We start from the raw sequence: 26241 nt of genomic DNA on the forward strand, positions 1-26241 counted from the left end.
GTTCTAGATTGGCTGCATGCAGGGGGAGTCGAATCACAAGCTGGCCATCCGAAACGTCCGAATCTTCGACGGCCACACCATCACCGCACCGACCACGGTCGTCATCGATGGCACCGTCATCGGAACCGACCCCGTCGGCGCCGAACACCTCGACGCCGACGGGGCCATCCTCATCCCGGGCCTCATCGACGCCCACATCCATCTCGACAGTCCGCACGCGCTGGATACCTATGCCGCCCACGGCGTCACGACCGTACTCGACATGGGATCGGCCGACACCGCCCTGATCGAGCAGGCGCGCGCCCGCACCGCCACGACCGCCCTGCGCTGCGCCGGGGCGCCGATCATCGGTTCCGCGGGCGTGCACGCCCACGTCCCCGGCATCGCCGACGTCGCCGGCATCGCTCACCCCGACGACGCCGAAGCCATGGTGGCGCAGCGCGTCTCGACCGGCAGCGACTACATCAAGCTGGTCCTGGAAGCCCCCGGCGAAGGCGGGCCCGACGCCGACACCACCAAGGCCGTCGTCACCGCCGCCCACGCCCGCGGCCTGACCGTCGTCGCCCACACCTCCACCCCCGGCGCGTACGCCATGGCGATCGACGCCGGAGTCGACGCCCTGACCCACGTCCCCATCGGCGCCCGCCTGCCCGCCGCCGACATCGATCGCCTGGCGACCGGCGCCCACGTGGTGATCCCCACCCTCGTCATGATGGAAGGCGTCGCCGACATCCACGGCGTCGCACAGTATTTCCCCGCGTCACTGAAGACCGTCGGCGTCCTGCACGCCGCGGGCGTCCCCATCCTCGCCGGCACCGACGCCAACCAGATGACCGGCATCCCCGTCCACCCACCCCAGGGCGCGAGCCTGCACCACGAACTCGAGCTCCTCGTCCAGGCCGGCCTCAGCCCCGCCGACGCCCTCAACGCCGGCACCGCGCTGCCCGCCCGCCACTTCGGCCTCACCGACCGCGGCGCCATCACCCCGGGCCTGCGCGCCGACCTGGTCCTGCTCGACGCCGACCCCCTCGCCGACATCACCGCCACCCGCGCCATCCGCACGATCTGGTGCGCGGGAACCGAACACGCACCCGCGCAGACACTCTCGGCCTAGCCCATGCCCGCCACCCGTCGGCGTCGCGCCCGCGGGTGGGCACTGTTCCTCGTCGGATCGGCGGTGACGGTCGCCGCGGTGCTGTGACGAGCCGACCGGAAGCTAGTCGGCGTCCTTGCGGGCCTTGCTCGGCTGCACGCGCGGCGGCTCATTGGGCATCTTCGGATACACCGGCGGCCACGGGGCGTCCATCAAGCCCGCGGCCATGTCCTTGTCCGACATCTCCAACAGCGGGGCCAGTGACTGCGGGGTGCGGTCGGCCCACGGATCGCCCAGTTCGGCGACACGGGCCGGGACGGTGGCGATGGTCAGGTCGTCGGGCACGATCGTGGCCAGCTCGTCCCAGGAGATCGGGGTCGAGACCTGCGCGCCGACCTTCGGGCGCGCGCACCACGCGCCGAAAACCGTTTTGTGCGGGGCATTCTGGTTGAAATCGACGAACACCCGCGAGCCGCGCTCCTCTTTCCACCACGCCGCGGTGATGTCGTCGGGATGGCGGCGTTCGAGTTCACGCGCCAGCGCGACCGCCGCCGCCCGAACCTGGTAGCCGTCCCACTCCGGCTTCAACATCGCGTACAGGTGCAGGCCCCGCGAACCGGAGGTCTTCACGCGCACATCGATACCCAGTTCCGTGCACAACTCGCGGGTCGCGAACGCCGCGGCCCGCAGATCGTCGAAACCGATGCCGGGGGAGGGATCCAGATCGATGCGCAGCTCATCGGTGACACCGGTCGGCGGCAGCACATTCCCCGCCGCGTCGAGCACCGGCGGGAACGTGGACGCCGCCTCGGCACCGGCGTGAGTGGGCCAGACGTGGAAACCCAAGCAGCCCAGGTTGACCGCCCACACGATGTGCGCCATATCGACCGCGACCAGCGCGTCACTGGTGGTGCCGTTGGGGGTGGACACGACCGTGGTCTGCAACCAGTCCGGCGCCGAGGACGGAACCCGCTTCTGGAACCACGACTTGCCCGACGCCCCGTCCGGGTAGCGCTCCAGCAGCACCGGCCGCCCGCCGATGGTCCGCATGATCGGATCGGCAACGGCCAGATAGTAATTCACCAGATCCAGCTTGGTGTCCCCGCGCTTGGAGAAATACACCTTGCCCGGATTCGACACCGGCACCGTGCGCCCGGCGACCTCGATCTGCGCCGAATCACTCACCGCGCGGTCCCTTTCGAGTTTCTGGCCTCGGCGAAGATATCGGCCAGCTCGGCGGGCGCGACCTCGTCGAGCTGAGCGTAGGTACACGATTCGGGGGTGCGGTCACTGCGGAACCGCACCAGCCGCCCGCCGTGGCGGAACCGCCCGGCCATCACATGCTCGTAGCGCACCTCTGCCACCAGCTCCGGACGCAACGCCTCCCACGACAGATCCTTGCCGCCGGTCCAGCGGCTCACCCCGCCCGGCATCTTCCCGTCGGCCTTGGCCTGGGCGGCGGCATCGGCCCAGGAACGCCACGGGTGATTCTCCAGGGCGTTCTCCCGCAACGGGGCCAGCTCGTCGACCAGTTCCTTGCGCCGGGCCGCGGTGAACGACGACGCCACCCCGACATGATGCAGATTGCCCTCGTCGTCGAACAGGCCCAGCAGCAGCGATCCCACCCCTTGGCCGTCCTTGTGCCAGCGGAACCCGGCCACCACGCAGTCGGCGGTCCGCTCATGCTTGATCTTGAGCATCACCCGCTTGTCCTGCAGATACGCCAGATCCGACGCCTTGGCCATCACCCCGTCGAACCCCGCGCCCTCGAACCGGGTGAACCAGTCCGCGGCGACATCGGGATCATCGGTGATCGGCGTCAGATGCGTGCCCGGATGTGAACCGTCGAGCACCGTCTCGAGCAGGGCGCGCCGCTCGGCGAACGGCCGCCCGGTCAGATCCTCGTCACCCAACGCCAGCAGGTCGAAGCCCACGAAACTGGCGGGGGTCTCCGCGGCCAGCTTCTTGACCCGCGACGCCGCCGGATGCAGCCGCTGCTGCAGCGTGTCGAAATCCAGGCCGTTCTCGGTGACGACCACGATCTCCCCGTCCACCACGCACCGCGGCGGCAGCGCCTGACCCAGTAGTTCCACCAGTTCGGGGAAATACCGGGTCAGGGGCCGATCATTGCGGGAACCCAGCTCGATGTCGGGTCCGTCGCGGAACACGATGCAGCGGAAGCCGTCCCATTTCGGTTCGAACCGCAGCCCCGGATCCCGGGGCAGCTCCGACACCGATTTGGCCAGCATCGGTTTCACCGGCGGCATGACGGGCAACAGCACACGGCCTCCTCGGTTCGCGGCGGATCCGAGACCGATCGTAATGCGAACCGGTCAGTTTTCGAGCCACCCGTGCGCGTCGGCGAACGAGGTGAGCCGATCCCGAATCGTGATGATCTCCGCCGCCGTCAGCTGCGGCGAGGCGTCCAACAACAGTTCGGTGATCAACCGGCGATGCTCGGCCGCGGTCATCTGGCCCGCCGCGCGATGCTCCTTGGCCTTGTGCCGCACCGGCGCGGCCGCCTGACCGGGCACCACCGCCAGATTGATCGCCTTCGGACCCCGATCACCCTCGGTCACATCGAATTCGAAAACCCGCCCCTGGCGCAGCTCGTCCTCATCCAACCCGATGTCGTTGACATGCACGAACACATCCGGGCCGCCGTCTTCCGGACGGATGAACCCGAAACCCCGAGAGCTGTCGAACGACACCAATTTCCCGATGGACACCTAAACACCCGCTCCTCGTCGCCGCGTCCCTCTGGCGGTCACTCTAGTCCGCGGGCTGATCATTGTTGGAGGAAAGTGCCTTTTGCAACGAATTGAAGACCGTCAACCCCTGGCCCACCATCCCGTTGACGATCTCCGACACCCCGTCGGGACCATTGAGCACCGTCAGGTTCGCCTTCGACAGCCCGCCCGCGGCCTGCTTGACGATCTCGGGCAACTGCTCGATCAACAGCTGATCGAGCGCGATCCGATTGTTCGACGCCGCCGCCTCGGCCTGGATCCGGGTGCGATCGGCTTCGGCCTCGGCGAGAATTCGCACCCGATCCGCCTCTGCCAGAGCGGGTTTGACCACCTCGGCCTGCAGCTGCTGTTCCCGCAGCTCCGCCTGCTTGCGCGCCTGCTCGGCCTGGGCGGCGAGCACCTCCTGCATGGCGGTGGCCTGCGCGAGCGGGCCCGCCTGCGCGGCTTCGGCATTGGCCTTGTCGATATCGCGCTGATACTGCGCGCGCAGGATCGCGGTCTCGCGCTGGTATTCGGCCTGCTTGCGCTGGGACTCCTGCTCGGCCTGGGCGGCCAGCTGGGCGGCGGCGGCCTGCGCGATCTGCGCGTCCCGCTGCACCGCGGCATTGTGCGGGGCGGCCATGGCGGTGATGTAGCCCAGATTGCCGTCGTCGATGTGCTGGATCTGGAACGAGTCCACCCACAACCCGATATTGCTCATCTCCACCTTCGAGGCCACCAGCACCTCGTCGGCCAGCTTCTGGCGCTCGCGAATGATCTCCTCGACCGTCATCGACCCCACGATCGAGCGCAGGTGACCGGAGAAGATGCGCCCGGTCAGCACACTCATCTCCTTCTCCTGCTCGGACAGGAACCGTTGCGCCGCATTGACGATCGACTGCTCGTCATTGGCGACCTTGAACGCGATCACCGCCCGCACATCGAGCTGGATGGCCTGCTTGGTGACGCAGCGTTCCCCGATCTCGGCCTCGAACATCGCCAGCGACAGATACCGCACCTTGCGGAACAACGGCACCACCCAGGCGCCGTGACCGATGATCACCCGGAACGGCGCGCCGCCGTCCTTGCCGTGACGGCCACCGCTGACCAGCATTGCCTCATCGGGATCGGGTACGTGATAACCCAGCATCGTGTGTGACTCCCCTCGAACGTGGTTCGAACCATTTCCGAACAATCAATCGCCCGGAAGCGGGACCCACGCAACAACATCGACGACACGACCGGGATGAACGGCGACCACCAGCACCGACGCACCGGCGGACAGCGGCTCGCGGGCACGCGCGATGTAGAGCTCGGTTCCCCCTCGGATGGCGACCTGCACCTCACCCAGAGCTCCCTCGCCCCGGATCGGCGAGGTCAGCGTACCGGTCAGGCCCACTACCGGGTCGGTCATCGAGAGTGTTCTCCTCGCCGTACTTCGCTGAGAACGCCAGGGTACGCGCGGTGCGCGTGGGGTTCGGCGGTCCGCCACGAACTTGCTCCAAGGTTGCTACTGCTCGGTATGCTTTGGGAATCCGACTCCGAAGCGACCTGTCCGCGGTAGAGAGGACCTGCGCATGGGCACCGAGAGAAAAATGTGCTGGTTTCACGGCCGACCGGCTGGCAGGCTGAAGCGGTGACCACCCCTCCGGATACCAAGGCGGCCGACTCCGCCGACGACAAGCTGGACATCGGCGTCTTCAAAATCGCCGGTGTCGTGGTGCTCGGCGCCATCATGTCGATCCTCGACGTCACGGTCGTGACCGTCGCCATCCCCACCTTCCAGCACGACTTCAACACGACCTACGCCATCGCCGCCTGGTCCATGACCGGCTACACCCTCGCGCTGGCCACCGTCATCCCCCTCACCGGCTGGGCCGCCGACCGATTCGGCACCAAACGCCTCTACATGATGGCGCTGGTGTTCTTCGTGATCGGCTCGGTGCTGTGCTCGACGGCCTGGAACATCGAGTCCCTCATCGCCTTCCGCGTCATTCAGGGTCTCGGCGGCGGCATGCTCATGCCGCTGGGTATGACGATCATGACCCACGCCGCGGGCCCCACCCGCATCGGCCGCGTCATGGCCGTGCTCGGCGTGCCCATGCTGCTGGGCCCCATCGGCGGCCCCATCCTGGGCGGCTGGCTCATCGACTCCTTCAGCTGGCACTGGATCTTCCTGATCAACCTGCCCATCGGCATCATCGCCCTGGTGCTGGCCTACACGATCTTCCCGCGCGACAATCCCGAACCGTCGCAGAGCTTCGACTTCCTGGGCATGCTGCTCGCCTCGCCCGGTCTGGCCGCCTTCCTGTTCGGTGTGTCCTCCATCCCCGGTGAAGGCACGATCAAGTCGGCCAAGGTGCTCATCCCCGCCATCGTCGGCGCGGGTTTGCTGATCGCGTTCGTCTTCCACGCGCTGCGCACCGAACACCCGCTCATCGACCTGCGGCTGTTCAAGAACAAATCGCTGCGCTACGCGGTCATGACCATGACCCTGTTCGCCATGGCGTTCTTCGGCTCCGGTCTGCTGCTGCCCTCGTATCTGCAGCAGGTGCGCGGTGAATCCACCCTGGCCGCCGGTCTGCTCATCGCACCGCAAGGCTTGGGTGCGATGCTGACCATGCCGATCGCCGGCCGCCTGGTCGACAAGATCGGGCCCGGCAAGATCGTGCTCACCGGCATCTCGATCATGACGCTGTCGATGGCCGCGCTGACCCAGGTCAAGGCCGACACCCCCTACCCGATGCTGTGCGGGGTGCTGTTCATCATGGGTCTGGGCATGGGCTGCACCATGATGCCGACCATGACCGCCGCCATCCAGACCCTCACCCACGGTGAGGTCGCGCGGGGTTCCACCCTGATGAACATCGTCAACCAGACGGCCGGATCCATCGGCACCGCAACCATTTCCGTGGTGTTGACCACCCTGCTCAACCACCGGCCCGAAGCCAAGATGGCCATCGGATCGCACTACGATCCGCGCATCTCCCAGCAGGTTCCGCCGCAGGTCCTCGCCGACGGCTTCGATCAAGCCGCCCAGGCGTTCGCCCACACCTTCGTGGTGGCCACCGTGCTGCTGCTGGCGACGCTGATCCCGGCGTTCTTCCTGCCGCGCACCAAACCGGCGACCCCGGCCGCGGCCGACGCACCCGCGGTCGTGCACTGAGCTGACACCGTCGAAAGCCCACCCGGAAACCCTTGTCCCGGGTGGGCTTTCGCGTTTCTCAGCGCCGCGGCCCCGACGAGGCCAGGTGCTCGGCGTAGAAGAACAGCAGCCCCGTCGCCGCCGAAATCGCCGCCAGCAGCCAGAACCGGATGATCACCGTGGTCTCCGGCCAGCCGGTCAGCTCGAAATGATGATGGAACGGGGCCATCTTGAACACCCGGGTGCGGGTGGTGCGGAACATGACGATCTGCAAGGCCACCGACGCGATCTCGGCCACGAACAACGCGCCGACCGCGACCATCAGCAGTTCGGTGCGCGTGGTGATCGACAACCCGGCCAGCAGTCCGCCCAACGCCAGCGACCCCGTGTCGCCCATGAAGATCTTCGCCGGAGCCGCGTTCCACCACAGGAATCCCACGCACGCCGCCGCGCCCGCCGCGCACACCACCGACAGATCCAGCGGATCACGCACCGTGTAGCAGCCCGGCACCGCCCTGGTCGCGCACGCGTGCGCATACTGCCAGAACGTGATCAGCACATACGAACCCAGCGCCAACCCCACCGAACCGGCCGCCAAACCATCCAGACCGTCGGTGATATTGACCGCGTTCGACCACGCCACCACGATGATGCACGCCACCAGCAGAAACCCCGCCACCGCCAGCGACACCGTGGAAATGTCGCGCACGATCGAGATCTGCTTGCTGCCCGGCGTCAGCCCCGACCCGCCGCGGAACCGCAACGCCAGCACCCCGAACACCACCGCCGCGCACAACTGCCCGACCATCTTGCCCGACGCCGTCAACCCCAGCGAGCGCCGCTGCGACAACTTGATCGCGTCATCGGCGAACCCCACCGCCCCCAACGCCGTCGCCAACCCCAGCACCAGCAGCCCCGACGCCGACGCGCCCCGCCCGTCGAAATGCCGCCCCACCAGCGACGCCGCCCCGTACCCGCACCAGATCGCGACCAGGATCGCCAACCCGCCCATGGTCGGGGTGCCCCGCTTGGACAGATGACTCGACGGGCCGTCCGAGCGGATCGCCTGCCCCCACCGCTGCCGCGTGAACAGCCGAATCAGCAACGGCGTCACCGTGATCGACACCACCAGCGCCACCAGCGCCGCCACCAGAATCTGCCGCATCGCACCCCCTCGAAACCCGAAATCCGGTCACATGCTAACCGCCGCCGGAACGAAAGGGGCCCCGTGATTGTTAGCGTGAGATATGACCACCCCGGGTGCGCGCCGCGACCAACTGCGAGAGTTCCTGCGCGACAGACGCGCCCGCATCACCCCCGACCAGGTCGGACTCCCCACCGCCGGCCGCCGCCGCACCCCCGGCCTGCGCCGCGAAGAACTCGCCCTCCTCGCCGGAGTCGGCGTCTCCTGGTACACCTGGCTCGAACAGGGCCGCGACATCACCGTCTCCACTGACGTCCTCGACGCCATCGCCGCCGCCCTGCTCCTCGATGACACCGAACGCGCCCACCTCTATGTCCTTTCCGGCCTCAACCCGCCCTGCCGCGGCGGCGACACCGGCAGCGACATCACCCCCGAAACCCGCAACCTGCTCGACGCCTGGGGAACCCGCCCCGCCGTCCTGCGCAACCGCTACTGGACCGTCCTGGCCTACAACGATGCCGCCCGCGCCGTCTTCGGCTACGACGGCCCCGGCCACAACTGCCTCAACACCTACTTCACCAACCCCCGCTACCTGGCCATGACCGACCACTGGCAGCAGGCCGCCCCCGCCGTCGTCGCCGCCTACCGCGCCGACACCGCCCCCTGCCCCGACGACCCCGGCTTCGACGCCATCATCACCGACCTGGCCCACCGCAGCCCCGAATTCGCGGCTTTGTGGTCCCGCCACGACGTCGGCACCCCCACCCAAGCAGTCAACGCCCTCCAACACCCCGAAGTAGGCGAACTCCACTTCGACACCACCACATTGACCTTCGCCGACCGCCCCGGCCAACACATGGTCCTCTACAACCCCCGCCCGAGCACCGGCACCGCCGAAGCCCTCGACCACCTCCACCGCCTCCGCCTGGCACCACCCGCGTGACGGGCATGTCGACTGGCGCGCCCTGGATGAACGTCTAGGGGTCCGGGCGGTCGTCTGTGGTGGAACGGGTTGCGGGGAAAAGTCTTTCGACAGCGGTCACGATGGCCGCGCGGCGCGCGAGGGCGAACTCCGACGGCGTACCGGTGGCGGCGGAGTTGTCCAGGCCCGGCTGGTCGGCCCAGGCCATGGCGAGTTGATTGACGAACATCAGGATGTCGAGCGGATCCCAGGACGGATCGAGGTGTCCATCCTGCTGGGCGCGGCGGATCTGCGCGGTCTTGCGGATCACCGTGTCGCGGGTGGCGTCGTCGGGATCGGTGCCGGCGAATTCGAGTTGGCCCCAGCGCATCAGGCGCAGGTTCTCGCGGTGGGCGGTGAAGTAGTCGTGGATCCGGCCCGCGTAGCCCGGTAGGTCGGTCGGGTCCAGGCGGGTGGCCTCGGCGACGGCGTCGAGTTCCTGAGCGGCGATGAAGCGGTAGAGCTCTTCTTTGCTGCGGAAGTACGCGTAGACGCGTTCCTTGCTGGTCTTGGCCGCTTTTGCGATGCGGTCGACCCGTGCGCCGGCGATCCCGTACCGCGCGAATTCGCTCTTGCCCGCTTCGAGGATGCGGTCGCGGGTCGAGTCGGCGCGGGAAGGGCTGGTCATGTCCCTGATCCTAGCAAACCGAACTGTTTGGTTTGACGGGTGTGGCGACCGCGTGTAGCGTCAAACCAAACAGTTCGGTTTGACTCGGTGAGGTACGTATGGAGCGCAGAAAACTCGGCACGCAGGGCTTGACCGCCTCGGCGATGGGCTACGGATCGATGGGCACGGTCTTCGCCTACGGCCCGACCGACGACGAGCGGTCGGTCACCGCGATTCGGCGAGCACACGAGCTCGGCGTCGACTTCTTCGACACCGCCGAGATGTACGGGTGGGGTGAGGGGGAGAGGCTGCTGGGCCGCGCCCTGGCCCCGGTGCGCGACGAGGTGGTGATCGCCACCAAATTCGGGTTCACTCGCGAGTTCGGCACCGATTCGCGCCCCGAGCACATCCGCGAGGTCGTGGAGAACAGTCTGCGCAACCTCGCCGTGGACAGCATCGATCTGCTGTATCAGCACCGCGTGGACCCGGCGGTCCCGATCGAGGACGTCGTGGGCGCCATGGCCGAGCTCGTCGCGGCGGGCAAGGTGAAATACCTCGGACTGTCCGAGGCCGGGCCCGAACAGATCCGCAAAGCCCATGCGGTGCACCCGATCTCAGCGTTGCAGACCGAGTACTCGATCTTCGCCCGCGACGCCGAACCGCTGTTCGGGCTGCTCGAGGAACTCGGCATCGGATTCGTCGCCTATTCCCCGCTCGCCCGCGGCTTCCTCACCGGCGCCGTGCAACCGATCGACGACTACGACCCCACCGACTTCCGCCGCCGACTGCCCTGGTGGAGCCCGGAGCACTACGCCGCCAACATCGACATCGTCGAGCAGCTCACCCAGCTCGCGAAATCCCACGGCGCCACCGTGTCCCAGCTGGCGCTGGCCTGGCTCCTGGCGCAGAAGGACTACATCGTCCCGATCCCCGGCTCCCGCAATCCGGACCGCGTCACCGACAACATCGCGGCCGCGGACCTCATCCTCAGCGCCGCGGACCTCGCTCGAATCACCGACATCGCACCCACCGGCGGACACGGAGGCCGCGGCACACCCTCACCCTGGCTCTGACTCACTCGCTGTTGGCGCGTCGGGGCCATCCAGCAGGAGCGCAGCCACGTGAAGGTGGTGGTGTCACACCCACGATAAGCACGCACTGTTTGCCCACTGCGTCGCCCGGCACGCTGAAGGCATGACGCACAACGGGTCCCGCTTCGAGAACAAGATCGCACTCATCACCGGGGGTAGTAGTGGCATGGGGCTGGCCACGGCGCAGCGCCTCATTGCCGAAGGTGCGGAGGTGATCGTCACTGGGCGGGACAAGAGCCGGCTCGACGCAGCTGTCGCTGAGCTGGGGGAGCGTGCCATCGCCGTGCCTGGCGATGTGACCGACAGCGAGGATCTTGCTGCGCTGGCCCGTACTGCCACAGAGCGGTTCGGGCGGCTGGATGTGGCGTTCGTGAATGCGGGGGTTGGGGCGTTTCAGTCGTTCACCGACGTCACTCCCGATGAGTTCGATCGGATTGTGGCGCTCAACTTCAAGTCGGTGTTCTTCACCATCCAGCACGTGCTGCCGTTGATGTCGGCGGGTGGTGCGATCGTCATCAATGCCTCGTTCGCCACCTATCGGGGTGCGCCTGGTACCGCTCTCTATACCGCCACCAAGGCCGCGATCGATTCGCTGGCGCGTACGCTCGCGGCGGAGTTGGCGCCCAAGGGGATTCGGGTGAATTCCATCAGCCCCGGCTACACCGATACCCCGGCCTTCCGTGCCGAGACCACGCCGGAGACCCAAGCTGAGGCGGCTTCGCGGGTGGCGCTCGCGCGCATCGGCACTTCCGACGATGTGGCCGCCGCGGTCGCGTTCCTGGCCTCCGCCGACGCCTCCTACATCACCGGCCAGGATCTACTCGTCGACGGCGGACTCACCTCTGTCATCCCCTCGGCCATGGTCTGAACCTGGCCCGGTGGCCGGAACCTGGTGTGGTGCAGAGCATCCGCTATTGCTGAGATCGCCGCTGCGGCGGCTGCGATGCGGTGTTCAGCATCGCAGCCGCCGATTCTGGATTACTGAACGGCCGCCGTCAGCGGTGCACCGAACCAAACTCCGAGTGCTTCGCGCAGCGATGCCGCCGCAGATTCGGCGGGTTCCTCGATGGGCGCGGCCCAGGCGATATGGCCGTCCGGGCGGATGAGCAGCGCGGCGTCGGGCCGCTCCTCCGTTGTGGCGGTGTGGATTTCGACGCGGTCCTGCCAGGCTTCGGCGATCTCCCGAAGCTCCGGGCGCTCAGCGAGGATCAGCAGAATCGGCCGGGCGGTGCGCATGAGCACGGCGACGCTGCTCTCGCCCTGCTCGGTGTGCAGCACGAGATCGGGCGCGAAAGCGCCGATCAGGGCGTGCCGGTCGGATCCGGACTGGGGGTACCGGGTGCAGTTGCCCGCGATCAGGTCACCCACCCGCCGCAACGCCGGCTCGTCGGTGGTCAGTTCCTGGAACAACTGCCGCAGGCCTTCGGACGCGGCATCCTGCCCACGCCGCAACGCCACCTGCGCCCGAGCCTGCATGCGGGTGCGCGCACCGGCCGCGTGCCGCTCCTCGTGGTAGGTGTCCAGCAGACCTTCCGGCGCCCAGCCATTGATCTCGGCGCCCAGCTTCCACGCCAGGTTCACCGTGTCGAGCATGCCCGCATTGAGCGCGACACCGGTGGATGGGAACAGATGCGCGGCGTCACCGGCTACCATGATCCGCCCGGCCCGGTACTGTTCGGCCTGCCGATCCTTGAAGGTGAAGCGCGACAACCGCTTCGCGTCCCTCATCGGAATCTCCGCACCCAGCACCCGGCGAATGCTGTCCTGCAGTTCGTCCAGGGTCATCGGTACATCGTCGTCGTATTCCGCGGTCTCGTCCTCGGTGGTCGACAGGTGCAGCGCTCCGTCCGGCGTGCTCGCGAAGGCCAGCTGACCGTTCTCGGTCCGGGTGAATCCCGCTGCGACCCGCCCGAATCCGGGCACCTCGAGGTCGCCGTTCTCGTACACGGTCACGCCGTCGCCCACCGACACCTGAGCCAGCCGCACGACCTCCGGATAAGTGGTGCCGGAGAAAACGATTCCCGCCATCTCGCGAATACGGCTGCGCCCACCATCGCAAGCGACCAGATACCGCGCCGTCACCGTGTACGCCCCGTCCGGCCCGGTCACCTCCGCGGTCACCGTCTCATCGTCCTGCCGCACCACGTCCACCCGATGCCCACGCCGGATCTCCGCCCGCAATTCGCCGGCGCGTTCAGCGAGCAGTCGTTCGATCTCCATCTGTGCCATCGGCAGCACCTTCATCGGCGCTTCCGCCATCCGCGTGAAGTCCATGTGCATCCCGCCGAACGGCAACCGCAACGGCGGATACGGATCGGCGCTGGCGGCCTCGAACCGATCCAGCAATCCGCGATACCGCAGCAAATCCAGAATCCGGCCACCGATCCCACTGGCCTTCGGCACATCCCAGAGTTGCGGATGCCGCTCCAGCACCAGCGGCCGTACTCCGGCCAGGCGCAGTTCACCGGCCAGCATCAGCCCGGTCGGGCCGGCGCCGACGATGATCACATCGGTGTCCATGACTCGCAATCCACACTCCTGTTTTCCGCGGTTGATCGACTACGAGCAGCGATTCTGCGGCATGCCCCCGGCCTTGCGGCAAGCCCCCGGGTGCGCTATATGTTGGAAGGGGAAAGAGAACCTCCGGTTTCTGGTTTGGCCCGATGGGTGCCGAACCTCCTGTACGACAAGATGAATCCCGCGTCGGGACACTGTCGAATTCGATTGAGCTCACTGCTCGGCTTCCACCGGCCGCGGCACCGTGCGCCAGCCGACGCTGGTCACCGACGGCTCCAGACTCAGACGGCTCACCGCGGACTCCATCTGGCGATCGTCGCGACGATCGCCGGTGAGCTCGGCCCGCACCTGCACCCGCCCCGGGGACGTGTCATGACTGGAGATGGACACCAGCCGGAAGTCGGTGCGCGTCAACGACTGCACCAGCAACGCCCGCACCTGTGCCTCGTGCGCGTCGTCGGTGTCGGCGTGGAAGGCGTACAGAGCGTCCTGCGCGTCGGTGCCGTCGGCGAGCGGACGATCCACCGACCGGGCGACCGTGCGCAGCGCGGTATTGACCACCACCACCGCGACCGTGCCCGCCGCGGCCGTCGAGTACATGCCCGCACCCGCCAGCGCGCCGACCGCGGCCGAACACCACAGCGTGGCAGCGGTATTGAGGCCGCGGATATTGAACCCGTCGCGCAGGATCACGCCCGCGCCCAGGAAGCCGATACCCGAAACAATCTGCGCCGCAACGCGAGTCGGGTCGGCGGTGGCGCCGTTGAAGCCGTGCGCGGACAGCAGCACGAACAGGGTCGCACCGGCGGCGACCAGTGCGTTGGTGCGCAGCCCGGCCATGCGAGCCCGGAACTGGCGCTCGAATCCGATGATCGCGCCCAACCCGACACCGGTGGCCAGGCGGAGCAGCATTTCCCAGGTGGTCATCTCGATCTCCCAGCGGATGACGGCGCACTCGAAGTCGGACGCTACCGGGTGTGCGGCAGCGGCCGGAGGATTAATGGAGTGTCGCCTGGTGAACGATTGGCTAACGGAACTCGGTCCGGTCCATCGGGCACGACCACCACCTCCTCGACACACAGGCGCAGCGCGACCACCAGGTCGCGTACATGCCGGGGGAGTGGGACCGGCGGGGAATCGCCGGCACGGGTACCACCCCTCGTAAGACCTTCAGCACTCCACGGCGTAACCCGCCACCAGGGCGGGAGCCGGTCGGGGCATCCCCTTAGCTCGGGGAAGCCTGTCCTGATCCGGGGCGTCTCTCGACGTTCGGGATCGCCGGCCTGTATCCGTGAAGGAGCCTCAGCTAACGACGGCACCTTGCGTCAGCGAGTAAACACCTCCGCGCCGCGCCTCGCAACCCGATGTGACCGCGGTCGCCCGCATCCACGCCGCAACCGGGCCGGTGGGAGAGTCAGCGATACATGCCGCGATAGGCGTCGATGGTCGCCACCAGATGGTCCACGATCTGATCGCGCGTGGCGCGCAGCGTGCCATTGAGCCACGCCGAGAACATGCCCGCATTACCGCTGGCCATGGTGACCGCGGCCAGCCGCCGCCGCACCGGATCGTCGATGTGGGCGAACAGGTGATCCTGGATCAGGCGGGTGAACGCGGGCATCACCGCGATCGTGGTCTGCCCCAGCCCCGTCGACGAATACGGCTCCACCAGGAACAGCCGTGACTTGCGCGGATCCTGCAGCACCTTGTCCACCAGCGCTTCCGACAGCGCGCGATCCCGATCGCGATCATCGGCGACCGCGAACGCCGTCATCGGATCCAGGAACTCGTCGGCGATCTGGCGATACAGCACGTCGAGCAGTTCGTCGCGGCTGGCGAAGGATTCGTAGAAGTAGCGGTCGGTCAGCGTGGCGCGCCGGCACACCGCGCGCATGGTGACCGCGCCCGCCCCGGATTCGCCGATCAGGTCCAGTGCGGCCTCGAGCAGCGCGGTGCGGCGCGCCTCACGGCGTTCGGTGAGGGTCGTTCCGCCCCAGATGCGGGGCTCCTCGGCGGGAGGCTGCTCGGTCTGCACCGGGTCAAGAGTAATGCCCGGGCCCGGGTGTGAGCGCACACCCGGCCCCGGACCGGCTCACTTGGTGACCACGCACGCGCTGCCGAGGTTGATGCCGGTGCCGACCGTGACCACCGCCCACTGCGAGCCGTTGTAGGTCCAGGCCTGCACGTAATGGGTGCCCGTGGAGGTCGGCGTCCAGCTCGAGGTGGCGGTGCCGCCGCTACCCAGGCTGAACTGCTGCGGACTGAACGTCGCCGAGGCGCTGTCGTAGAGCCACACGTACTCGTTGGGGCTGCCGTTGACGGTGACCGTGTAGGCGCAGTTGGTGCCGTAGCCGCCGCCGATGCTGGTACCGGTCGCGATGGTCACGCTGCTGACGTAGGCCGACGCGTCGGGCGCGGCGAGCACGAGCGCCGCGGCCGCGGCGCTACAGGTGGCGAACACGGACACGGCCGAGGTGCGTGAGCGGATCATTGTCGATCATCTCCCCAGATGAACGGGATGAATGAGAAAACTGCGACGCCATTGGCGCATAGAGGCAAGTGTCCGGGTTCAGCACCCCCGACATGCGCGTATCGGGACTACTCGGTGCGAACCGGTAACCCCGCCAACGCAATTCGCGATCTCCGGCAATCAGTCGGCTGTCCAGGATCGAGGCCGAAAGGCGGGGGTTCCCCTAACAATCCCCTAATTCGCTTGCTCGCAGCGCAATTCAGCTACTACATCGCTAACGTTCCGATTGTCCGAATCGCCCGGGTGACGAAGCGCAGACACCCACCGGCGATCGGACACCGCGCGAGTCCTCTTCCCCGAGACTCGCCTCCCGCGTCCCCGCCGCGCAGCGGGCGCCGCGAACCCCGGCGTCGCCGGGCCGACCCCGATCCCGGCCCGGCGACGCCGTCTCATAAGCGCCGATTCCGCCACAAGGACGACGCGAATGCCGAGACGCTGCAATGATCGACCCAGTTCGGATTCAGTCGGGTAGGCATTGCGAATCAACCTGTGCCGGTGGACTGTTCGAGGAGCAGAAGGATCGTCCAGGATGACCGCAAGCCGGTATGCCAGTAACTCCGACGTAGCCGAGCCCATCGAGCCGTCGGGCTGGGGCCGACATCTCGGCGTCGGGGACGATATCGCGGACAGTCTCGGTTCCGGACAGCTCGGCGCGCTCATCTTCGCCCGAAAACTGGTGCGCTGCTGGTACATCGCCAACTTCCTGCTCGCATCGACCGTCGGCTCGGGCGTGGGCCTGTTCGCCTGGGAGTACGGCCAGCGGACCTATGGCGACTGCACCGGCACCGCCACCTGTTACCCGCGCTGGGAGTTGCTGGTGCTCGGCGTCGGCTCCGGATTGCTCGCCGCGGGAGCGATCTTCCTGGCCGCCTCATTGCCCTGCTTCTGGGTCGCCTACGCCATCCGGTGGTCGGCGCGCGCCATGGCCGACCGCAACGGCGGGCCCGAGCATCCTGAGGCCGAGCACTACGAACTCGCCGAGCATCACCAGTGGCGCGCGGCCGAGCAGCCGACGCGCCGCCAGTCGCGGACCGAGGAACCGCCGCGCCGTCCGGCTCGCGCCGAGGAGCCCCAGCGCCGCCAGGCGCGCCCCGAACAGCCCCAGCAGCGCCGCCCCGCGCACGGCGAACAGGCCGCCCGCCGCCCGGCCCGCACCTGACCAACCGCGCCCGCCTACCCGAGCGGCTCGCCGGGCGCGGTCGCGCCCGCCACGATCTCGCGCAATGCCGCGATGTGCCCGTCGAAGGCGCTGCGCCCAGCGGCGGTCAAGCGGGCGCGCACCTTGCGGCGACTGCCCTCGAGGCGGCGCTCGGTACTGACGTACCCGGCCTCCTCGAGGGTCGCCAACTGCTTGGACAGTGCCGAATCCGACAGTCCCAGGCGCTCTTTGAGGAACGCGAACTCCGCCCAGTCGGCCGCCGCGAGCGTGGCCACCAGCGTCAGCCGCGTGCTCGGGTGGATCAGTTCGTCGAAACGGGCCTCGCTCACGCGCGCACCCACCGCCGCCCCGCCGCCAGCAACTCCGGCCCGCCGAAGCCGATGACCGCGGCCACCAGCAGCGCCGACCAGATGCGCGGATGCCGCGCCCCATCGGCGTCGAGGGCGATCGCCGCGGCCACGGTCAGCGCGACCAGGCCCACCAGCATGCCGATCACGACCAGGGGCGTGCGCCGCCCGGCGACCTCCGCGCTGACCTGGACCCCGCCGGTGCGGCGGCGGCCGTCGAGCAGTCGCGACGCCACCGTCGCGTGCCCGGCCCCGAACACCAAGGTCGCGACCGCCACCAGCCAGTCCGGGCCCAGATCGCCCAGGACTCCCAAAGCCAGCCAGCCGCAGGCCATTCCCCACCAATAACCGCGGGGCAATCCGACCTCGGCGGCGATTTTCCGGCGTGCCTGCCCGGCCGCGTCGAGTGCCGAACGCGCCTGCTCCGGAGTGATGCCGTCCATGATGACTCCTCACTTTCCTACTTGGAAAGTAAGACTCCACTTTCCCGGTGGGAAAGTCAAGGGGTGGGTCAGCCCAGCAGCTCGTCCAGATAGCACCAGCGCCACGATTCACCCGGCTCCACACTGCGGATCACCGGATGCCCGGTGTTGTCGAAATGCTTGGTCGCGTGATTGCCCGGCGAGGAGTCGCAGCACGCCACATGCCCGCACTCCAGGCACATCCGCAGGTGCACCCACACCAGACCCTCGTCGAGGCATTCCCCGCAGGCGTCCGGGGTATCGGGCACCCGCACGCACGGCGCCTCCCGCAAGTGCTCGCACGCGCCCGGCGGCATCGGCGCCCGCAAAACCAGCCCGTCGTCGTCCTCGGCCTCGGCGACCCGGTCGATGGTGGACTCCTCGATGTCGAGGGCGGCCATCACCGCCTGCAACACTTCCTGATCGACCTGCCCCGCATCGCGGATCCGCAGCACCGTCTCCCGCTCGGCCGCCAGCATCGCCAGCCGCAGCCGCCGATACTCGCCGCTGGGGGTCACCCGCTGGGATTCGGAGCGCCCCAACAGCTCCCACGCCGACTGCGCCCGCACCACCACCCGGTTGCGCAGAGAGTCCACCACATCCGGCGGCGTCTCGGGCGCGATGTTCTCCTCGAGCGCCTTCAACCCCGCCGTCGTCGCCTGCTGCAGCAGATTCGCCTCCTGCAACAGGTCCTCGGCCCGGCTGGGTCCGCGCAGGCGCAGCATCCGCACCAGCCACGGCAGTGAGAGTCCTTGCAACAGCAGCGTTCCGCCCACCACCACGACCGCCAGCAGCCGCAGCGTGTCCAGTTCCGGGGTGTCGGCGGGCAGCAGCAGCGCCGCCGCCAACGTCACCACGCCGCGCATGCCGGCCCACGCCACCACCGCCGGTCCGGTCCACTCCGGCTTGGGTTTCCCCTGCCGCCGCCCCTCGACCTGCCAGGCCGCGTACGTCGCCGGGAACACCCACACCGGCCGCACCACGATCACCGTCACCAGCACCGCCGCGCACGTCCACAGCAGCGTCGAATGCGGCAGGTCGCTGTGCCAGGCGGCCTCCACGATGTGGCGCACCTGCAATCCGATCAGCAGGAACACCGCGGACTCGAGAATGAACGCGATGGTCCGCCAATTGGTGTGCTCGGCGATACGCGAGGCGGCGCTCTGCCAGTGCGGCGCACCGTGACCCAGGATCAGACCGCAGGTCACCACCGCGATCACGCCCGAGGCGTGCACCGACTCCGCGGGCAGATACGCGATCCACGGCGCCAGCAGCGACACGCTCGTGTCCAGCACCGGATCGGTGATCCGGCGGCGCAGGAACGCCAAGATCATCGCCGCGGCCACCCCGATCAGCGCGCCGCCGCCGGCCGCGCCGATGAAACTCGCGCCCGCCTGCCACAGCGTCACACTGCCCGCCATGGCCGCGACCGCGGTCCGCAGGGTCACCAGCGCGGTCGCGTCGTTGAACAACGACTCGCCCTCGAGCAGGGTCACGATCCGGCGCGGCATCCCCACCCGCCGCGCCACCGCGGTCGCCGCGACCGCGTCCGGCGGGGCCACGATCGCGCCGATCGCCACCGCCGCGGAGAACGGCACCGGCAGCAGCCAATACACCACCGCGCCCACCGCGAACGCGGTGAACAACACCAACCCCACCGACAGCAGCGTGATCGAGGTCTTCTTCGGCCGGAAATCCACCAACGAGGTGCGGATCGCCGTCGTGTACAGCAGCGGCGGCAGCAACCCCAGCAACACCAGTTCGGGCTCGATGTCGAACTCGGGCACGAACGGCAGATACGACGCGATTACCCCGGCCACGGTGAGCACGAACGGCTCACCCAACCCCAGCCGGCGCGCACCGGCCGCCAGTGCGACCGCGACCGACACCAGCACCACGAGTCCGAACGCCCACTCCACGTGATCATCGTGCCAGTCGTGGTGTCCGATTCCGGCAGCGGCACCGCGGAAGGGTCAGTCGGCGTGGCCCGAGCGTGACCGGGTGATCGCGAAGACCCCGATGCGCGCGGCCAGCGCCACCACCCACAGCACCACGCCGACCATATTGAGCATCGGACCGGCGCCGGTGTAGGAGCCGACCAGGATGGAGACGACACCCGCCGAGAAACACAGCACGGTGGCGGCATGACAGACGGTGAGGGTGATGCGCAGGTCGGTTTCCGGACCCGCGGCGCGCTCGATACTGATGGTGAAACTCCTGGCAACACTGTTGAATTCGACCCCAGGCACCATAGCGCCCCGAAGCCGGAAGTGCAGAGTCCAGCAGCTCACCGTTCCCGCCGGGTTCGCGGGCGGCGCCCGGTGGCGGTGGTGCTCAACGGAATTCGCGTGTCGGATCAGGGCGTCTGTTTGACACAGATCCAGGTCTCGCCGTCCTTGCGGGCCTCCACCTTCGGCGATTGGTATTGCCAAATGCACGCGATCTGCATGTCGATCGGTGCTTGGCACACCCAGGTGGTCTTGTCGATGACGGCCGGTCGCACCTCGTTGCTCGTCGGGTACGTCGCCTTGCAGTAGCCGGGCATATCCCGGATGCCGCCCTTGGCCGCCTGTTCGGTGGTGAAGCACATGCCGCTGTAGGGGTCGTTCATCGAGAAGGACATGTGCAGACCGGTCTGCTTGTACTGCCAGTCGCACGCCTTGCCCAAATCGATGACCGCCTCACACGACTGGCCGTCGACCTGGCCGTACCCGTAGGAGACGCAGTACTGCGCGAGATCCAGCCCGCCGATCGAGGTGGACGCGGGCACGCTCGGCGCGGTCGAGGACTGGGTGCGATCACCGACGACATTGACGATCAACGGTGTGACGATCACCGCGGCGGCCACCGCCACCACGATCACCGCCAGCGCCCACGCCGGTACGCGCTTCAGCAGCGGTGCGAGCACCCGATTGGAGAACGGGGTCCACAGCGGGGAGAAGAACTGCGAGAACTGTTCGAGCACGAGCGCCCCTCGTTCCGTGCATATGCGGCAGCACAGCAATCGTATCGCCCGGGCTGTGTCGCCACAGCCGAAATTACTGGGGCTCCGCCACATTGGCGTCAACTGTGCCGAGGCGCGGATTCCATCGGTTTGCCCGCGTCACGCCAGGCCGTGATGCCGCCCGCCAGACTGTGCGCGTCGTACCCGGCCCGGCGGGCCAGCGCCGCGAACCGCAACGACACCTCGCCGACCGGGCAGACGAAGACCACCGGCCGCGACCGCGAGAACGGAACACCCTGGACGAGCATGTCGTCGAGCTGATCGTCGCGGATGTTCAACGCGCCCGGCACATGGGCGATCCGATAGGCCATCGCGCCACGAGTGTCGACGATGGTTGGACGGGCGGTGCGATCGAGCTGCTCGAGCTCGTCGGGAGACAGCACCGGGGTGGCGGCGAGTTCGGCCGCGTCCGGTGCCGGGGCGCGCCCGGGCTTGCCGAACAGTTCCGGGCGGCGCTTGCGGATGTAGGACAGGTACGGCTCGAGCCGATCGCACACGATGATCACGGCGACCATCGGATCCGCCTGCGCCGAGGGCGGTTCCACCGAAGCCAGGAACTCCAGCGCCGCGGCATAGGTCGCCCCGCTCGTCGGCCCGGCGAGCACCCCGTGGCCGGTGGCCAGGCTCAGCGTGGCGTCGACCGCGCGCCCGGCCTCCACCGCCATGACGCGGTCGTAGAAGTCGGGCTGGAACAGGCCGACATCCCACATCTCGGTCTCCGAGCGGATACCGGGAATGAAGTCGCCGCGTTCGGAGACCACCGCGACGGTCTTCAACTCCGGATTGTGTTTGCGCAGAAAGGTCGCCGTGCCGCGGGTGGACCCGGTGGTGCCGAGCCCGCCGATCAGATAGTCGACGCGGGTGATGCCGTCGCGCGCCAGGTCCTCGTGGATCTCGCGCCCGGTTCCGTGATGGTGGGCCTCGATGTTCTTCTCGCTCGTGTACTGCGAGGGGTGGTACCAGGCGCCGGGTGCGCGGGCCATGGTCGATTCGATGACCGAGTACACGTCGTTGGGGGCTGTCGGATCAGGACATTCCGACAAACCCGGCAATTCTTCGATATCGGTCCCCAACAGCTGCAACAGGTCTCGCACCTCGGCGACCTTGATCCGATTGGTGACCGCCCGTAAACCGATCCCGTGCAAGGCCGCCAGCACCCGCAACGCCTTGGCGGTATTGCCGCTCGACGCCTCGATCAACGTCCGCTTCCCGGCGATGATCTCGTCGAGGTCGTCGCGGATCATGCCCCACGCCACCCGATCCTTCACCGACCCGAACGGGTTGTAGAACTCGAGCTTCGCGTAGAGCTCCACACGCGCGAGGCCGTGCACGGCCGGATCGAGCCGCAGCAGTGGGGTATTGCCGATCAGCTCGGTGATGTGGTCGTAGCGCATCAGTTCACCTCGTGCCAATCAACGTCGCGGCACACCGTGAACTTCCCGGATTCGCGCGACACCGCCACCTTCGGCGGCACCGGATGCATCGAGGCCCGCGCGGCCGACAGATCCATGTGGTAGGCGGCGGTATTGGGGAACACCACGAAATCCCCCGATTGTGGATACCGCGGTAGCCACACTTTGTGATTGGTGATCAGGTCCCTTTCCAGGCACAGCCGCCCCGCCAGGAACACGCCCGCCGCACCGGGATTCGGGTCGCCGGGGACGGAATCCGGCCGGTCAGAGCCTGTTCGGGCGGGGATGAGGATCGGGTCGACCATCACCTCCTGATCGGCCGGGGTGACGGTGTCGCGGCTCAGATCCAGATTGACCAGGGTCGACCCGTCGGCGGTCCGCTTCACGAATTCCACCCGCGCCACGGTGATTCCGGCGTGGTCGACCAGGGCCTTGCCCGGCTCCAGCCAGATGTCGAGGAGGTTCTCCCCAGCCACCTGTGCAAAACTGCGGCCGCCCTGCGATTCCAGGCCCGTATCCAGGAGATCGGCGAGCATGCGGTCGGCATCCACAATGTTGGCGTATTTGTGAAAAACTGGTGTCCCGTGCACCGCGCCGTCCTCGACGTGGAAGCCGAAAGTGTGGGCGCCCCAGGCCATCTGCTCGCCACGACCCACCAGCGATTCGCGCAGCGCGTGCACGTATGCATCGAATGCGCCCGCGTCGGCGGTGAACACCTGCCGGAAGCCGCCCCCGATATTCAGCACCGTCGGCGTCAATCCGTACCCGTAGGCCCGCTCGGTCAACTCCAGGCAGCTCTCCACCGCCCGGACCCGTTCGGCCGGTTCGCCCGAATCCAGGTGAAAGGCGAACCCGCGGAACTCGATCCGATCCCGCCGGGTCGACAACATCCGCAGGAGCTGGTCGCTCTCGGTCAACGGCACCCCGAACCGGCTCACCGGCGTCCCCGGGAATCCGCACATTCGCACCAAAACCGGCACGGGGATATCCGACAGTGCCGCAATGCGTTCCAGCTCCCACAGATTATCGACATTGATGGTCACCCCGGTGCCGACCAGTGCGCGCAACAGCCCCTCACCCTTGGGACCGGTAACTTCGATGCGATCGGGCTCGAATCCCGCCTTCAACGCCCCCAGCAGCTCCGCCTCCGAGGCCACATCGATGCCGATACCCGCGGCATGCGCGGTCGCCACGAACGCGCACGACTGATTCACCTTGTGCGCGTAGCAGATCCGGAAACCCGTGGTCCGCGCCGCCAGCACCGTCCGCAAGCGGTCCAGGTTCTGCGCGAACACCTGCGGAAACACCAGGTGCGCCGGTGATCCGAACTCGGCGACCACGTCCTGGACCACGCCCGGCGTGGCCAGGAATTCCGACACCAGCGCATGCATCTTCGCCGGCAACCCCGGCGGCGCCGCAGCCGTCATACGGCGGTTTCGCTGGTCGCGGGCGCGGGCGTGACCAGAGTCGGGTTGTAGCCGCTGTCGCGCAGCGCCTCGAAGGCGCGATGCCGGTTGCGGGGACTGCGGAACTCCGCGACCACCCGCTTGCTGACCAGATCGATGTCGCCGACCCCGATGCCCATCGCGTCCAGCACCCCGCCGATGGTGCGCACGCAGTGCTTGCACGTCATGTCCGGGACATAGAACACCTGGTCCTCGGCGGCCAGTTCACGGGTCTCCGACCCGGTTTCGGCCGCCACCTGGGCCACCGTGATCCCGTCCACGATATGGGTGAACACCTCGGTGAACCGGTCGACGACCAGCGGCAGAATGCTGTAGTGCGCGCCGTCGAGCTGATGCGGCATGGCGGCCAGACACGCCGGGCGGGTGCCCGGCGGCAGCAGCGCGTACTGGCGCGAGATCAGATCCAGCTCGTCGTGATACTTCGCGATCGCCTCGGCGACGCTCAATCCCTCGACTTGGGTGGCGCGGCGCATGACCCGGTGCGCGTCCTCGATGGTCATGTCCTTCATGGCGCGCAGCGTCGCCACCGTCTCCGCCGAATACCGCACGGTCCCATCGGGTTGGGTGGTCAGGGTGACCGCGATCATGCCGCGCCGGTAGCTCGAGGCCTGTAACTCCCAGAACCAGCGCGTCGCCACGGCGGCGTAGATGCCCGAATCGCGCATGCCCACCGCGAACTCGGCGGGGGTGCGATAGGGCGTCTCGCGCGCCAGCAGCGCGTGCTGGGCCAGCGCCCGTCCCGCCGCCTCGATGCCCACTCGGAAGATCTCGTGTGGTTCGTGATCGGTGGTGGTGCCGTCGAGCACCGCCTGTTCGCGCGGGCCGAGCTTGGTCATGCGCTGCGCCAGTGCGGGATCGGCGTCGAGGGCGTGCCACAGTGTCAGCACCGTCTCGCGCATGGCGATCGGCACGACCGGGCCCAGCCCGCCGGTGCGGAAATGCCCGGTATTGGGGATGCCGTCGCTGTCGGTCCAGGTGATGCGGTGGGTCGCGCTGGTCACCTGGTCGGCACGGCACGGGCGCATGAACCGTTCCAGATACAGCCGCTGCGACAGCGTCAGATGCGAGCCGGACTCCGAAGCCAGCGGCGTGCAGGTGTATTCGACGCGGCGCGGGGGCGGCGGCACCGGAGCCACGCCCAGTCCGGGCCGGGCCAGTCCGGCCAGCACCCGGGAGGCGGCGCGGCGTTCGTAGCGGGGTTCGGGGCCTGACTTGGTCACGAGACCTCCTCGGCAATCGTGGCGACACACTCGGTGAACCGGTCGATCTCGTCGACGGTGGTGTAGACGTGCGTGCTCACCCGCACCGAATCCTCGTCGGCCGCCGCACCGCCGGTGGGGACGCAGTGGGCGCCGGTGCGGACCAGGAAGCCCAGCTCGCTGAGCACGAACCCCAGGTCGGTGGCGCTGATCCCGGCGACGGTGAAAGACACGATCCCGTACCCGGTTTCGCACGGCGCGTACGCCGGGCCGGGCGTGAACTCGACGCCGGTGATCGGGCGAAGGCTCGCGATCAAGCGCTGCGTGAGTGCCCGATTGTGGGCGGTGATCGTGTCGAGGCCCAGTTCGCCCAGCACCTCGAGGGCCGCGCCGAGGGCGAGGATCCCGGGCAGGTTGTGGGTGCCGCCCTCCAGCAGCTGCGGCATCGCCCCACCCACCAGGCCCGAATCATCCAGTGACACTCCCGAATTGCCACCGGGTAGAAACGGCAGCAGTTCACTGTGTCGGCGGCGGTGGCAATAGAGCACGCCCGTCCCCGGTGCTCCGAACATCTTGTGCGCGGCGAACACCGCGAAATCGGCGTTCAGCTCCGACATGTTCACCGGCAGATGCCCGCCGGACTGGCTGCAATCGAAACACAGCGCGATCCGCGGATCGATGCGCCCGCGCAACTCCTCCAGGGTGGAAAGCCCGCCGAACACGTGGTGCAGATGTGCCACGGTGATCAACCGCGTGCGCGGGGTGATCCGCGCCGCCACGTCCTCGACATCGGCCTCGCCCAGCGCGTTCACCCGGTAGGGCACCAGCTCGACACGCCGCCCGAACCGGGCCAGCAGGCCGCGCAGATGCTGCCACGGATACACATTGGAGGCGTGATCGCGTGGGCTGTAGAGGATCTCGTCGCCGTCACGCAGATTCGCCAGCCCCCACGACAGCGCCACCGCGTTCAGCCCGGCCGTGGCGCCGCCGGTGAACACCACCTCATCCGGTGCGGCCCCGATGAATTCGGCCATCGCCGCGCGCACGGCGGCCACCTCGGCGGTCAGCGCCCCGGCCCACGGATAGGTGCCGCGTCCGGCATTGGCGGTGCGTTCGCGGTGATAGCGGTGCACCGCCTCGATCACCGGCCGCGGTTTCTGGGTGGTGGAGGCGGAATCGAGGTAGACCTCGGCGGCCTCGGTCAGCGCCGGGAACAGCGCGCGCACGCCGGGGTACGCCGGTCCCCGGGCGGCAGCGGGCGGCGTGGGCGTAGAGGTCTCGGGTGCCGAGGCGCGCACCATTGCCCTCCCTCCCAGGAGTGAGCGCTGGACGTCACCAACGATACGCACATTTGGCTATCGGCTGGAAGGTTCTGG

The 26241-nt window shown here is 68.2% G+C and carries 26 protein-coding genes and 1 riboswitch; of the genes, 6 read left to right on the forward strand and 20 right to left on the reverse strand.

Translation table 11 applies throughout. The features are described 5' to 3' along the window. Positions 1-16: 16 nt before the first annotated feature. Entirely contained in the window at positions 17-1114 is a 1098-nt protein-coding gene (locus ACQP06_RS17200) for an amidohydrolase family protein (RefSeq protein WP_433673127.1), read from the forward strand. A gap of 102 nt (positions 1115-1216) precedes the next feature. On the opposite strand, the gene ACQP06_RS17205 is transcribed toward ACQP06_RS17200, so the two are convergent. The 5 genes from ACQP06_RS17205 to ACQP06_RS17225 are packed head-to-tail and all read right to left on the reverse strand — an operon-like array spanning position 1217 to position 5236. After that, entirely contained in the window at positions 1217-2278 is a 1062-nt protein-coding gene (locus ACQP06_RS17205; protein WP_433673128.1) for a DNA polymerase domain-containing protein, read from the reverse strand. After that, positions 2275-3375 carry an ATP-dependent DNA ligase gene (locus ACQP06_RS17210; protein ID WP_433673129.1) on the reverse strand — a complete coding sequence of 367 codons (1101 nt, stop codon included), beginning with the start codon at positions 3373-3375 and terminating at the stop codon, positions 2275-2277. The genes ACQP06_RS17205 and ACQP06_RS17210 overlap by 4 nt, the downstream gene beginning before the upstream one ends. A 51-nt stretch (positions 3376-3426) precedes the next feature. After that, on the reverse strand, positions 3427-3822 hold the full coding sequence (locus ACQP06_RS17215; protein ID WP_357082156.1) for a cold-shock protein: 396 nt from the start codon (positions 3820-3822) through the stop codon (positions 3427-3429). 43 nt (positions 3823-3865) lie between these two features. Beyond that, positions 3866-4972 carry an SPFH domain-containing protein gene (locus tag ACQP06_RS17220; protein WP_433673130.1) on the reverse strand — a complete coding sequence of 369 codons (1107 nt, stop codon included), beginning with the start codon at positions 4970-4972 and terminating at the stop codon, positions 3866-3868. Positions 4973-5017: 45 nt separating this feature from the next. Next, positions 5018-5236 (reverse strand): hypothetical protein, encoded by a 219-nt coding sequence (locus tag ACQP06_RS17225; RefSeq protein ID WP_357082152.1) that lies wholly within the window; start codon positions 5234-5236, stop codon positions 5018-5020. A gap of 222 nt (positions 5237-5458) precedes the next feature. Here ACQP06_RS17225 and ACQP06_RS17230 point away from each other — a divergent pair, with 222 nt between their 5' ends. Next, complete coding sequence (locus ACQP06_RS17230) at positions 5459-6988, forward strand: DHA2 family efflux MFS transporter permease subunit (protein ID WP_357082150.1); 1530 nt, start codon at positions 5459-5461, stop codon at positions 6986-6988. Positions 6989-7046: 58 nt separating this feature from the next. Here the strand turns inward: ACQP06_RS17230 and mraY are convergent, their stop codons facing one another. Next, positions 7047-8132 carry a phospho-N-acetylmuramoyl-pentapeptide-transferase gene (mraY, locus tag ACQP06_RS17235; RefSeq protein WP_433673131.1) on the reverse strand — a complete coding sequence of 362 codons (1086 nt, stop codon included), beginning with the start codon at positions 8130-8132 and terminating at the stop codon, positions 7047-7049. An 82-nt stretch (positions 8133-8214) separates the two neighbouring features. Here mraY and ACQP06_RS17240 point away from each other — a divergent pair, with 82 nt between their 5' ends. After that, complete coding sequence (locus ACQP06_RS17240) at positions 8215-9054, forward strand: helix-turn-helix transcriptional regulator (protein ID WP_433673132.1); 840 nt, start codon at positions 8215-8217, stop codon at positions 9052-9054. 34 nt (positions 9055-9088) lie between these two features. On the opposite strand, the gene ACQP06_RS17245 is transcribed toward ACQP06_RS17240, so the two are convergent. After that, positions 9089-9700: a TetR family transcriptional regulator gene (locus ACQP06_RS17245; protein WP_433673133.1), complete on the reverse strand. Its 612-nt coding sequence runs from the start codon at positions 9698-9700 to the stop codon at positions 9089-9091. 98 nt (positions 9701-9798) lie between these two features. Here ACQP06_RS17245 and ACQP06_RS17250 point away from each other — a divergent pair, with 98 nt between their 5' ends. Both ACQP06_RS17250 and ACQP06_RS17255 read left to right on the forward strand, forming a co-directional pair. Continuing rightward, positions 9799-10752 carry an aldo/keto reductase gene (locus tag ACQP06_RS17250; protein ID WP_433673134.1) on the forward strand — a complete coding sequence of 318 codons (954 nt, stop codon included), beginning with the start codon at positions 9799-9801 and terminating at the stop codon, positions 10750-10752. Positions 10753-10873: 121 nt separating this feature from the next. After that, positions 10874-11638 (forward strand): SDR family NAD(P)-dependent oxidoreductase, encoded by a 765-nt coding sequence (locus tag ACQP06_RS17255; protein WP_433673135.1) that lies wholly within the window; start codon positions 10874-10876, stop codon positions 11636-11638. Positions 11639-11748: 110 nt separating this feature from the next. Here the strand turns inward: ACQP06_RS17255 and ACQP06_RS17260 are convergent, their stop codons facing one another. The 4 genes from ACQP06_RS17260 to ACQP06_RS17275 form a co-directional block, all read right to left on the reverse strand. After that, a complete protein-coding gene (locus ACQP06_RS17260; protein WP_433673136.1) occupies positions 11749-13290 on the reverse strand; it encodes an FAD-dependent monooxygenase in 1542 nt (513 codons plus the stop codon). Positions 13291-13500: 210 nt separating this feature from the next. Next, positions 13501-14214 (reverse strand): MgtC/SapB family protein, encoded by a 714-nt coding sequence (locus ACQP06_RS17265; protein WP_433673137.1) that lies wholly within the window; start codon positions 14212-14214, stop codon positions 13501-13503. Between the two features lie 220 nt (positions 14215-14434). Continuing rightward, positions 14435-14608: riboswitch (M-box (ykoK) riboswitch) on the reverse strand. Between the two features lie 93 nt (positions 14609-14701). Continuing rightward, the gene (locus ACQP06_RS17270; RefSeq protein WP_433673138.1) at positions 14702-15322 is read right to left on the reverse strand and encodes a TetR/AcrR family transcriptional regulator; all 621 of its coding nucleotides are present in this window, start codon (positions 15320-15322) and stop codon (positions 14702-14704) included. A 57-nt stretch (positions 15323-15379) separates the two neighbouring features. Further along, positions 15380-15778 carry a hypothetical protein gene (locus ACQP06_RS17275; RefSeq protein ID WP_433673139.1) on the reverse strand — a complete coding sequence of 133 codons (399 nt, stop codon included), beginning with the start codon at positions 15776-15778 and terminating at the stop codon, positions 15380-15382. 568 nt (positions 15779-16346) lie between these two features. Here ACQP06_RS17275 and ACQP06_RS17280 point away from each other — a divergent pair. After that, entirely contained in the window at positions 16347-16976 is a 630-nt protein-coding gene (locus ACQP06_RS17280) for a hypothetical protein (protein WP_433673140.1), read from the forward strand. A 14-nt stretch (positions 16977-16990) separates the two neighbouring features. Here the strand turns inward: ACQP06_RS17280 and ACQP06_RS17285 are convergent, their stop codons facing one another. The 9 genes from ACQP06_RS17285 to ACQP06_RS17325 form a co-directional block, all read right to left on the reverse strand. Continuing rightward, the gene (locus ACQP06_RS17285; protein WP_433673141.1) at positions 16991-17305 is read right to left on the reverse strand and encodes a transcriptional regulator; all 315 of its coding nucleotides are present in this window, start codon (positions 17303-17305) and stop codon (positions 16991-16993) included. Next, a complete protein-coding gene (locus ACQP06_RS17290; protein ID WP_433673142.1) occupies positions 17302-17766 on the reverse strand; it encodes a hypothetical protein in 465 nt (154 codons plus the stop codon). Before ACQP06_RS17290 ends, ACQP06_RS17285 begins: the two co-directional genes overlap by 4 nt. A gap of 68 nt (positions 17767-17834) precedes the next feature. Next, positions 17835-19703 carry a Na+/H+ antiporter gene (locus tag ACQP06_RS17295; RefSeq protein ID WP_433673143.1) on the reverse strand — a complete coding sequence of 623 codons (1869 nt, stop codon included), beginning with the start codon at positions 19701-19703 and terminating at the stop codon, positions 17835-17837. A gap of 54 nt (positions 19704-19757) precedes the next feature. Then, positions 19758-20033: a hypothetical protein gene (locus tag ACQP06_RS17300; RefSeq protein WP_433673144.1), complete on the reverse strand. Its 276-nt coding sequence runs from the start codon at positions 20031-20033 to the stop codon at positions 19758-19760. Positions 20034-20140: 107 nt separating this feature from the next. Then, entirely contained in the window at positions 20141-20749 is a 609-nt protein-coding gene (locus ACQP06_RS17305) for a hypothetical protein (RefSeq protein WP_433673145.1), read from the reverse strand. 98 nt (positions 20750-20847) lie between these two features. After that, positions 20848-22182 (reverse strand): pyridoxal-phosphate dependent enzyme, encoded by a 1335-nt coding sequence (locus ACQP06_RS17310; protein ID WP_433673146.1) that lies wholly within the window; start codon positions 22180-22182, stop codon positions 20848-20850. Next, positions 22182-23591, reverse strand: coding sequence for a decarboxylase (locus ACQP06_RS17315; RefSeq protein ID WP_433673147.1), 1410 nt, complete (start codon positions 23589-23591; stop codon positions 22182-22184). The genes ACQP06_RS17310 and ACQP06_RS17315 overlap by 1 nt, the downstream gene beginning before the upstream one ends. 32 nt (positions 23592-23623) lie before the next feature. Then, complete coding sequence (locus tag ACQP06_RS17320; RefSeq protein ID WP_433673148.1) at positions 23624-24886, reverse strand: heavy-metal-associated domain-containing protein; 1263 nt, start codon at positions 24884-24886, stop codon at positions 23624-23626. Beyond that, positions 24883-26163 (reverse strand): aminotransferase class V-fold PLP-dependent enzyme, encoded by a 1281-nt coding sequence (locus tag ACQP06_RS17325; protein ID WP_433673149.1) that lies wholly within the window; start codon positions 26161-26163, stop codon positions 24883-24885. The genes ACQP06_RS17320 and ACQP06_RS17325 overlap by 4 nt, the downstream gene beginning before the upstream one ends. Positions 26164-26241: the final 78 nt, after the last annotated feature.

Source organism: Nocardia sp. CA-136227, from assembly GCF_050955695.1.
GTDB lineage: Bacteria > Actinomycetota > Actinomycetes > Mycobacteriales > Mycobacteriaceae > Nocardia.

Excerpts from the sequence above, each read along its gene's own strand:
- ACQP06_RS17245 (WP_433673133.1), bottom strand. The coding sequence starts at position 9,700 with ATGACCAGCCCTTCCCGCGCCGACTCGACCCGCGACCGCATCCTCGAA.
- ACQP06_RS17225 (WP_357082152.1), bottom strand. The coding sequence starts at position 5,236 with ATGACCGACCCGGTAGTGGGCCTGACCGGTACGCTGACCTCGCCGATC.
- ACQP06_RS17255 (WP_433673135.1), top strand. The coding sequence starts at position 10,874 with ATGACGCACAACGGGTCCCGCTTCGAGAACAAGATCGCACTCATCACC.
- ACQP06_RS17240 (WP_433673132.1), top strand. The coding sequence starts at position 8,215 with ATGACCACCCCGGGTGCGCGCCGCGACCAACTGCGAGAGTTCCTGCGC.
- ACQP06_RS17265 (WP_433673137.1), bottom strand. The coding sequence starts at position 14,214 with ATGACCACCTGGGAAATGCTGCTCCGCCTGGCCACCGGTGTCGGGTTG.
- mraY (WP_433673131.1), bottom strand. The coding sequence starts at position 8,132 with ATGCGGCAGATTCTGGTGGCGGCGCTGGTGGCGCTGGTGGTGTCGATC.
- ACQP06_RS17310 (WP_433673146.1), bottom strand. The coding sequence starts at position 22,182 with ATGCGCTACGACCACATCACCGAGCTGATCGGCAATACCCCACTGCTG.
- ACQP06_RS17220 (WP_433673130.1), bottom strand. The coding sequence starts at position 4,972 with ATGCTGGGTTATCACGTACCCGATCCCGATGAGGCAATGCTGGTCAGC.
- ACQP06_RS17250 (WP_433673134.1), top strand. The coding sequence starts at position 9,799 with ATGGAGCGCAGAAAACTCGGCACGCAGGGCTTGACCGCCTCGGCGATG.
- ACQP06_RS17260 (WP_433673136.1), bottom strand. The coding sequence starts at position 13,290 with ATGGACACCGATGTGATCATCGTCGGCGCCGGCCCGACCGGGCTGATG.
- ACQP06_RS17200 (WP_433673127.1), top strand. The coding sequence starts at position 17 with ATGCAGGGGGAGTCGAATCACAAGCTGGCCATCCGAAACGTCCGAATC.
- ACQP06_RS17315 (WP_433673147.1), bottom strand. The coding sequence starts at position 23,591 with ATGCATGCGCTGGTGTCGGAATTCCTGGCCACGCCGGGCGTGGTCCAG.
- ACQP06_RS17290 (WP_433673142.1), bottom strand. The coding sequence starts at position 17,766 with ATGGACGGCATCACTCCGGAGCAGGCGCGTTCGGCACTCGACGCGGCC.
- ACQP06_RS17275 (WP_433673139.1), bottom strand. The coding sequence starts at position 15,778 with ATGATCCGCTCACGCACCTCGGCCGTGTCCGTGTTCGCCACCTGTAGC.
- ACQP06_RS17280 (WP_433673140.1), top strand. The coding sequence starts at position 16,347 with ATGACCGCAAGCCGGTATGCCAGTAACTCCGACGTAGCCGAGCCCATC.